At 73.2% G+C, this 8,158-nt stretch carries 7 protein-coding genes; 5 read left to right on the top strand and 2 right to left on the bottom strand.

What is annotated here, in order from left to right; genetic code table 11:
* Positions 1-169: 169 nt before the first annotated feature.
* Together ACEPPI_RS38795 and ACEPPI_RS38790 are read right to left on the bottom strand one after the other, a co-directional pair.
* Positions 170-385 (bottom strand): acyl-CoA carboxylase epsilon subunit, encoded by a 216-nt coding sequence (locus ACEPPI_RS38795; RefSeq protein WP_266841362.1) that lies wholly within the window; start codon positions 383-385, stop codon positions 170-172.
* An 18-nt stretch (positions 386-403) separates the two neighbouring features.
* On the bottom strand, positions 404-1,996 hold the full coding sequence (locus ACEPPI_RS38790) for an acyl-CoA carboxylase subunit beta (protein WP_373919962.1): 1,593 nt from the start codon (positions 1,994-1,996) through the stop codon (positions 404-406).
* Positions 1,997-2,127: 131 nt separating this feature from the next.
* On the opposite strand from ACEPPI_RS38790, the gene ACEPPI_RS38785 reads away from it, so the two are divergent.
* The 5 genes from ACEPPI_RS38785 (at position 2,128) to hutH (ending at position 8,097) form a co-directional block, all read left to right on the top strand.
* Positions 2,128-2,994, top strand: a complete 867-nt coding sequence (locus tag ACEPPI_RS38785; RefSeq protein ID WP_373919961.1) for a biotin--[acetyl-CoA-carboxylase] ligase — start codon at positions 2,128-2,130, stop codon at positions 2,992-2,994.
* A gap of 225 nt (positions 2,995-3,219) precedes the next feature.
* Positions 3,220-4,395 carry an adenylate/guanylate cyclase domain-containing protein gene (locus ACEPPI_RS38780; RefSeq protein WP_373919960.1) on the top strand — a complete coding sequence of 392 codons (1,176 nt, stop codon included), beginning with the start codon at positions 3,220-3,222 and terminating at the stop codon, positions 4,393-4,395.
* Between the two features lie 29 nt (positions 4,396-4,424).
* Positions 4,425-5,228 (top strand): enoyl-CoA hydratase/isomerase family protein, encoded by an 804-nt coding sequence (locus ACEPPI_RS38775; RefSeq protein WP_373919963.1) that lies wholly within the window; start codon positions 4,425-4,427, stop codon positions 5,226-5,228.
* A gap of 99 nt (positions 5,229-5,327) precedes the next feature.
* A complete protein-coding gene (locus tag ACEPPI_RS38770; RefSeq protein WP_373919959.1) occupies positions 5,328-6,446 on the top strand; it encodes a diguanylate cyclase domain-containing protein in 1,119 nt (372 codons plus the stop codon).
* Positions 6,447-6,555: 109 nt separating this feature from the next.
* Positions 6,556-8,097: a histidine ammonia-lyase gene (gene hutH, locus ACEPPI_RS38765; protein WP_356219681.1), complete on the top strand. Its 1,542-nt coding sequence runs from the start codon at positions 6,556-6,558 to the stop codon at positions 8,095-8,097.
* The last annotated feature ends 61 nt before the right edge of the window (positions 8,098-8,158 follow it).

Genomic DNA, 8,158 nt, shown 5'->3' with positions numbered 1-8,158 from the left:
CATCGCCTGGGGGTCGCGCATGACTTTGGGGGGCTCTTTCTGGGGGTCTGACCAGAGAATGCTCCTATCCTTCCCCCGGGACGCGGGTGGCGCCTTAGTACTCGTACTCAGCCCCCACCGTCCGTTCGCGCCATCTTCCGGGCGCCCGGCCCTCCCGCGGCCGGCTCCGTCAGCGCTGGCCGGGCCAGTACGTACGGCCCCACGCGCGCGGACCGGGCTGCGGCAGCCGGTGTCGCGCCACCCGGCGCGGAGCGGCCCACTCGTCCGGGACCCGGGGCGCGCCCGACGGGGCCGAGGCCAGCGCCGCCGCGCGCGCTCGGACCACCGCCAGTGCGGCGGCCAGCTCCTCGGGGGTCGGGTTGCCCTTGACGACCTTGATCATCACTGTGAGCTCCTCGGGGGCCTAGAGGGGGATGTTGCCGTGCTTCTTCGGAGGCAGGGACTCCCGCTTGGTCCGCAGCTGGCGCAGCCCCTTGACCACGTGGGCGCGGGTCTCGGACGGCATGGTCACCGCGTCGACGTAACCGCGCTCGGCGGCCGTGTAGGGGTTGAGCAGCGCGTCCTCGTACTCGCCGATCAGCCGGGCGCGCACCTCCTCGACCTCATTCTCCCCCGCTTCGGCGATCGTGCGCCGGTGCAGGATGTTCACCGCGCCCTGCGCGCCCATGACGGCGATCTGCGCGGTGGGCCAGGCCAGGTTCAGGTCGGCGCCGAGGTGCTTGGAGCCCATGACGTCGTAGGCGCCGCCGAAGGCCTTGCGGGTGATGACGGTGATCAGGGGGACGGTGGCCTCGGCGTAGGCGTAGATGAGCTTCGCGCCGCGCCGGATGATTCCGTTGTACTCCTGGTCGGTGCCCGGCAGGAAGCCCGGGACGTCGACGAACGTCAGCACCGGCACGTTGAAGGCGTCGCAGGTCCGCACGAACCGCGCCGCCTTCTCGGAGGCGTTGATGTCCAGGCAGCCGGCGAACTGCATCGGCTGGTTGGCGACGATGCCCACCGGGTGGCCCTCGACGCGGCCGAAGCCGGTGAGGATGTTCGGGGCGAACAGCGACTGCGTCTCCAGGAACTCGCCGTCGTCCAGCACGTGCTCGATCACGGTGTGCATGTCGTACGGCTGGTTCGCGCTGTCGGGGATCAGCGTGTCGAGTTCGAGGTCGGAGTCCGAGACCTCGGTGTCCGCCTCCTCCGGGAAGGAGGGCGGCTCGGAGAGGTTGTTCGACGGCAGGTACGCCAGCAGGGACTTGACGTACTCGATGGCGTCCTTCTCGTCGCCCGCCATGTGGTGCGCCACGCCCGAGGTGGAGTTGTGGGTGCGCGCACCGCCCAGCTCCTCGAAGCCGACGTCCTCGCCGGTGACCGTCTTGATGACGTCCGGGCCGGTGATGAACATGTGCGAGGTCTGGTCGACCATGACGGTGAAGTCGGTGATCGCCGGGGAGTACACGGCACCGCCGGCGCAGGGGCCGACGATCAGGCTGATCTGCGGGATCACGCCGGACGCGTGCACGTTGCGGCGGAAGATCTCGCCGTACATGCCGAGCGCGCTGACGCCCTCCTGGATGCGGGCGCCGCCGGAGTCGTTGATGCCGACGAGCGGGCATCCGGTCTTCAGCGCGAAGTCCATGACCTTCATGATCTTCTGGCCGTAGACCTCGCCGAGGGCTCCGCCGAAGACGGTGAAGTCCTGCGAGAACACCGCCACCGGCCGGCCGTCCACCGTGCCGTAGCCGGTGACGACGCCGTCGCCGTAGGGGCGGGTCTTCTCCAGGCCGAAGTTGGTGGAGCGGTGCCGGGCGAACTCGTCCAGCTCTACGAAGGACCCCTCGTCCAACAGCAGCGCGACACGCTCACGCGCCGTCAGCTTGCCCTTGGCGTGCTGCTTCTCGACGGCCCGCGCGGAACCGGCGTGGGTGGCTTCCTCGACGCGGCGCCGCAGGTCCGCGAGCTTGCCCGCGGTCGTGTGCATGTCGATCGGCTCTGAGGGTTGGGACATCGGGGTCGCGGCTCCCTGTGTGGTGTCAACTGCCTGGTCAATTGATTGACTGCTGCTGGCTACTGGTGCGTAGCGTATCGGCGGGCATGGCGCTCGGCAGTGCGGCGTTTGACACACCTAATGTGGCTTGCATGACGCCATCAGATGCAGCAGCCGGACCCTCCGCGGGACGCTGGTCGAGCCTGGACCGGCCTCCCCTCAACGCCGCCGCCCTGCGCCGGGCCCTCGTCGTCGAGGGCGGCCTGTGGACCTCCCTGGAGGTGGTCCCCGCCACCGGCTCCACCAACACCGACCTCGCCGGGAGGGCCGCGGACCTGTCGGAGGGGGCCGTGCTGGTCGCCGAGGAGCAGACCGCCGGGCGGGGCCGCCTGGACCGCAGCTGGACGGCTCCGGCGCGGTCGGGGCTGTTCTTCTCCGTCCTGCTCAAGCCGGGGGAGGGGGTGCCGCAGGAACGGTGGGGGTGGCTGACCCTGCTGGCCGGCGTGGCCGCCGCGCAGGGTCTGTCCCGGGCGGCGGGCGTGGACACCTCCCTGAAATGGCCCAACGACCTGCTGGTCACGGTGGACGGGGAGGAGCGCAAGGCCGCCGGGATCCTCGCGGAGCGGGTCGCGGACGGGGTCGTGGTCGGGATCGGGCTCAACGTCACGCTGACCGAGGACGAACTGCCGGTACCGGCGGCGGGGTCGCTGCTGCTGGCGAAGGCGTCGGTGACGGACCGGGAGCCGCTGCTCAAGGCGGTGCTGCGGACGCTGGAGGAGTGGTACGGGCGCTGGCGCGAGGCCGGCGGGGACCCGGCCGAGAGCGGCCTCCAGGAGGCGTACGCGGCGGGCTGCGCGACCCTGGGCCGGCACGTGCGCGCGGAGCTGCCCGGCGGGCGCTCCCTCACCGGAACGGCCGAAGCGGTGGACGCGGACGGGCGGCTGGTGATCCGGACGCCGGAGGAGGAGCGGGAGGCGGTGGGCGCGGGCGACGTGGTGCACCTGCGCTCCGTGCGCTGACGCTGCCGCCGTGGGGGCGGGACGGGGCGGGGGCTCCGCCCCCGGACCCCCCGCGCCTCGAACGCCGGCGGGGCCGGATTTCGGCATCCAGCGCCACGGAGGCGAAGGAACCCCAAAATGGAAGGGGAGTGAGCTACGGCACACCTGCCGTATGGTTTAGGCGATCCCGGTCCCGCGGTGATCACCCGGTTTCGCAGTGCGCACGGAATGGACAGGAGGCGGCCCTTGACCGTCGACGACTCTACGTCCAGCGCGTCCGGGTCCGGTCCGGGCCCGGGGACCGGCTCCGGCTCGGGTCCCGGGACGCCGATCGGGCGCGACCAGCACACCCCGATGCACGAGGTGGACCACACCGCCCAGCCCACGGCCGACCCGCTCGCGATCCGGCTGGAGCAGCTGATCCTGGGCGCCGAGCGGCGCTACACGCCCTTCCAGGCCGCCCGCAGCGCCGGGGTGTCGATGGAGCTGGCCTCGCGGTTCTGGCGGGCCATGGGCTTCGCCGACATCGGGCAGGCGCGGGCGCTGACGGAGGCCGACGTGCTGGCGCTGCGCCGCCTGGCCGGTCTCGTGGAGGCGGGGCTGCTCAGCGAGCCGATGGCCGTGCAGGTGGCCCGGTCCACCGGGCAGACCACCGCCCGGTTGGCGGAGTGGCAGATCGATTCCTTCCTGGAGGGCCTGACGGAGCCGCCCGAGCCCGGCATGACCCGTACGGAGGTCACGTACCCGCTGGTCGAGCTGCTGCTGCCGGAGCTGGAGGAGTTCCTCGTCTACGTGTGGCGCCGCCAGCTGGCGGCGGCCACCGGCCGGGTCGTGCAGGTCGCGGACGACGAGGAGATGGTCGACCGCAGGCTCGCGGTGGGATTCGCGGACCTGGTGGGCTTCACCCGGCTGACGCGCCGGCTGGAGGAGGAGGAGCTCGGCGAACTGGTCGAGGCCTTCGAGACCACGGCCGCGGACCTGGTGGCGGCGCACGGCGGCCGGCTCATCAAGACGCTCGGCGACGAGGTGCTGTACTGCGCCGACGACTCGGCGACGGCGGCGGAGATCGCGCTGCGGCTGATCGAGACGATGGAGGCCGATCCGCAGATGCCGGAGCTTCGGGTCGGGATCGCCTTCGGGACCGTGACGACCCGGATGGGCGACGTGTTCGGGACGACCGTGAACCTCGCCTCGCGGCTGACCTCCATAGCGCCGAAGGACGCCGTGCTGGTGGACGGGGCGATGGCCGAGGAGCTGAGCCGGACCGGAGCCGCGCCGAAGTCGGAGAAGGGCGCCGAGGCCGAGGAGGGCGGCGGCTCGTACCGTTTCGCGCTCCAGCCGATGTGGCAGCGGCCGGTCCGTGGTCTGGGTGTCGTGGAGCCCTGGTCGCTGACGCGCAGGGCGCCTAAGATCCCCGGGTAACGTTCGTTAACCGGGAGGGTGGCGTGGCTGTGGACGAGGTCCGGTACGGGGAGTTCGTCGCGGTGCGGCGCCATGGTGACGGCGGGGCCGTCGCCGAGCTGGTGCTGGACCGGCCCAAGGCGATGAACGCCGTTTCCACGGAGATGGCGCGGTCCATCGGGGCGGCCTGCGCGGCGCTCGCCGCAGACCCCTCGGTGCGGGTGGTCGTGCTCTCCTCCACCCACGAGCGGGCCTTCTGTGTGGGCGCGGACCTCAAGGAGCGCAACTCCTTCTCGGACGCCGAGCTGGTGCGGCAGCGGCCGACCACCCGGGGGGCCTACGGCGGCGTGCTGGAGCTGCCGATGCCGACCGTCGCCGCGGTGCACGGCTTCGCGCTGGGCGGCGGCTTCGAGCTGGCGCTGGCCTGCGACGTGATCGTGGCCGACGAGACGGCGGTGGTCGGCCTGCCCGAGGTGTCGGTCGGCGTGATCCCGGGCGGCGGCGGTACGCAGCTGCTGCCCCGGCGGGTCGGGGCGGCGCGGGCAGCCGAGCTGATCTTCACGGCCCGGCGGGTGGAGGCCGCGGAGGCGCTCTCCCTGGGCCTGGTGGACTCGCTGGCCCCGGCGGGCGAGGACCGTACGCGGGCCCTGGAGCTGGCGGCGGCGATGGCGGCGAACTCCCCCGTCGGGCTGCGCGCGGCCAAGCGGGCGCTGCGACTGGGCCACGGCATGGACCTGGCGGCCGGGCTGGAGATCGAGGACGCGGCCTGGCGCACGGTGGCCTTCTCCGGGGACCGGGCCGAGGGCGTGGCGGCGTTCAACGAGAAGCGCAAGCCGAACTGGCCGGGGGAGTAGGGCCCGCGACCTCCCGTCACCGTCACGCGGAGTGACCGTAGGATCGCAGAAATGCGCGCCAACTGTCACTAAATCAGACAAACCCCCTAATCTGGGGCGATGGGAGTTGACGGACGGCTTCGGGCCGTCGTGGGCCTCGCGCAGGCCATGGCCGCTGCCTGCGCGCCGCGGGACGGCGTCCGGGCCGCCGCCCGGGGCGCACGGGTGGCGATGGACGGGTCGTTCGCCGCCATCTCCGCGTGGGAGCGCGAGCGGGGGCGACTGCGGGTGCTCGTCAACGAGGGGGAACGGCGGGCGGGGGAGGAGGAGTTCCCCGAGGACGAGTCCTACCCCGTGCACGACTTCCCGGAGATCACCGAGTTCCTGCACGAGCGCTGGGCCGGCGGGGGCGGGCCGCACGCCTGGGTCGAGAGCGCGGTCGGCGACCGGCCGGGCCGCCGCGGCGAGGCCCTGCGCCGGCGCGGGCGCGGCAGCTGCGTGGTCGCGCCGATCGTGCTCAGCGGGCGGGCCTGGGGCGAGCTGTACGTCGCCCGGGACGAGGGGCTGCCCGACTTCGACGACGACGACGCCGAGTTCGCGGCGGTCCTCGCGGCGGTGGTCGCGGCCGGACTCGCGCAGAACGAACGGCTGGAGGAGGCGCGCCGACTGGCCTTCACCGACCCGCTGACCGGGCTCGCGAACCGGCGGGCCGTCGACATGCGGCTCGACGAGGCCCTGGAGGAACACCGGCGCGCCGAAACGGTGGTGAGCCTGGTCGTCTGCGACCTCAACGGCCTCAAGAAGGTCAACGACACCCTCGGGCACGCCATGGGCGACCGGCTGTTGGAGCGGTTCGGCTCGGTGCTGAGCCTGTGCGGGGCCATGCTGGCGGGAACGCTGGTCGCCCGGCTGGGTGGCGACGAGTTCTGCCTGGTGAGCGTGGGGCCCTCGGCCGACGAGGTGGTCCGGGTGACCGAGGAGGTGTGCGTGCGCGCCGCCGAACTGGAGCTGGGCGAGGGGGTGGCCTGCGGGGTCGCGTCCACCGGGGACCCGATCGGGCCGGTCAGGTCCTCGCGCCGGCTCTTCCGGCTGGCCGACGCCGCCCAGTACAAGGCGAAGGCCGCGCGCTCGGCGCGGCCGGTGGTGGCGGGCCGGGACACGGCCGTGGTGCGGCTGGCCGACGCGGCCGCCGCGCGCGAGGCCCCGGGCGAGCGGCGCCGCTTCCGCGGGCGGCAGTGAGGGGCGTGGGGCGAGGCCGTGGCGGGTAAGGGGCGCCGGGTGAGCGCGATCGTGACAATTTCCCCTAGTGACATGAAGCGATTCAATCCGTAGGGTGCTGAATATGGATATGCACACTGTCGTGGTGGGAACGTCTGGGACCACCGCCGAGGACGTCATCGCAGTCGCCCGAGGCAACGCGCGGATCGAGCTGTCCGGCGAGGCCCTGGACGCCCTCGCCCGCGCTCGCGAGATCGTCGACGCGCTCGCCGCCAAGCCCGAACCCGTCTACGGGGTCTCCACCGGGTTCGGCGCCCTCGCCTCCCGTCACATCAGCCCCGAGCTGCGCGCGCAGCTCCAGCGCAACATCGTCCGCTCGCACGCCGCCGGCATGGGCCCGCGCGTCGAGCGGGAGGTCGTGCGCGCCCTGATGTTCCTGCGCCTGAAGACGGTGGCCTCCGGGCACACCGGGGTGCGCCCCTCCGTCGCCCAGACCATGGCCGACGTGCTCAACGCCGGGATCACCCCCGTCGTCCACGAGTACGGCTCCCTCGGCTGCTCCGGCGACCTGGCCCCCCTTTCGCACTGCGCGCTCGCGCTGATGGGCGAGGGTGACGCCGAAGGCCCCGACGGCACCGTCCGCCCCGCCGGCGAACTGCTCGCCGAGCACGGCATCGAGCCCGTCGAGCTGCGGGAGAAGGAGGGCCTCGCCCTCCTCAACGGCACCGACGGCATGCTCGGCATGCTGGTCATGGCCCTCGCCGACCTCGACCGGCTCTACAAGTCGGCCGACATCACCGCCGCGCTCACCCTGGAGGCGCTGCTCGGCACCGAGAAGGTGCTCCAGCCCGAGCTGCACGCCATCCGCCCGCACCCCGGCCAGGGCGCCTCCGCCGCCAACATGGCCGCCGTGCTCAAGGGTTCCGGTCTCACCGGGCACTTCCAGGAGGAGTCCGCCCCGCGCGTCCAGGACGCCTACTCCGTGCGCTGCGCCCCCCAGGTCGCCGGCGCGGGCCGCGACACCATGGCGCACGCCGCCCTGGTCGCCTCCCGCGAACTGGCCTCCGCCGTCGACAACCCGGTGGTGCTGCCCGACGGCCGCGTGGAGTCCAACGGCAACTTCCACGGCGCGCCCGTCGCCTATGTGCTGGACTTCCTGGCCATCGCCGCCGCCGACCTCGGCTCCATCGCCGAGCGCCGCACCGACCGCCTCCTCGACAAGAACCGCAGCCACGGCCTGCCGCCGTTCCTGGCGGACGACGCCGGCGTGGACTCCGGCCTGATGATCGCCCAGTACACGCAGGCCGCCCTGGTCAGCGAGATGAAGCGGCTGGCCGTTCCGGCCTCCGCCGACTCGATCCCCTCCTCCGCCATGCAGGAGGACCACGTCTCCATGGGGTGGTCGGCCGCGCGCAAGCTGCGTACCGCGATCGACAACCTGACCCGGATCATCGCCATCGAGCTCTACGCGGCCACCCGGGCCATCGAGCTGCGCCACGGCCTCACCCCGGCGCCGGCCAGCCGGGCCGCGATCGCCGCGGCGCGGGAGGCGGGCGTGGAGGGTCCCGGGCCGGATCGTTTCCTCGCCCCCGACCTGGCCGCCGCCGACGCCTTCGTGCGCGCGGGCGGTCTCGTGGCGGCCGTGGAGCCGGTGACGGGCCCGCTGGCCTGATCCGGCGGTCCGCCGCCGCAGTCGTACGAGGGCCGCGCCCCCGGGGATCCGATCCCCGGGG

The sequence above is a fragment of the Streptomyces sp. AB3(2024) genome, from assembly GCF_041862025.1.
In the GTDB taxonomy this organism is placed as follows: domain Bacteria; phylum Actinomycetota; class Actinomycetes; order Streptomycetales; family Streptomycetaceae; genus Streptomyces.
The sequence above is the reverse complement of the archived record's forward strand: the minus strand, read 5'-3'. Positions and strand labels throughout refer to the sequence as shown.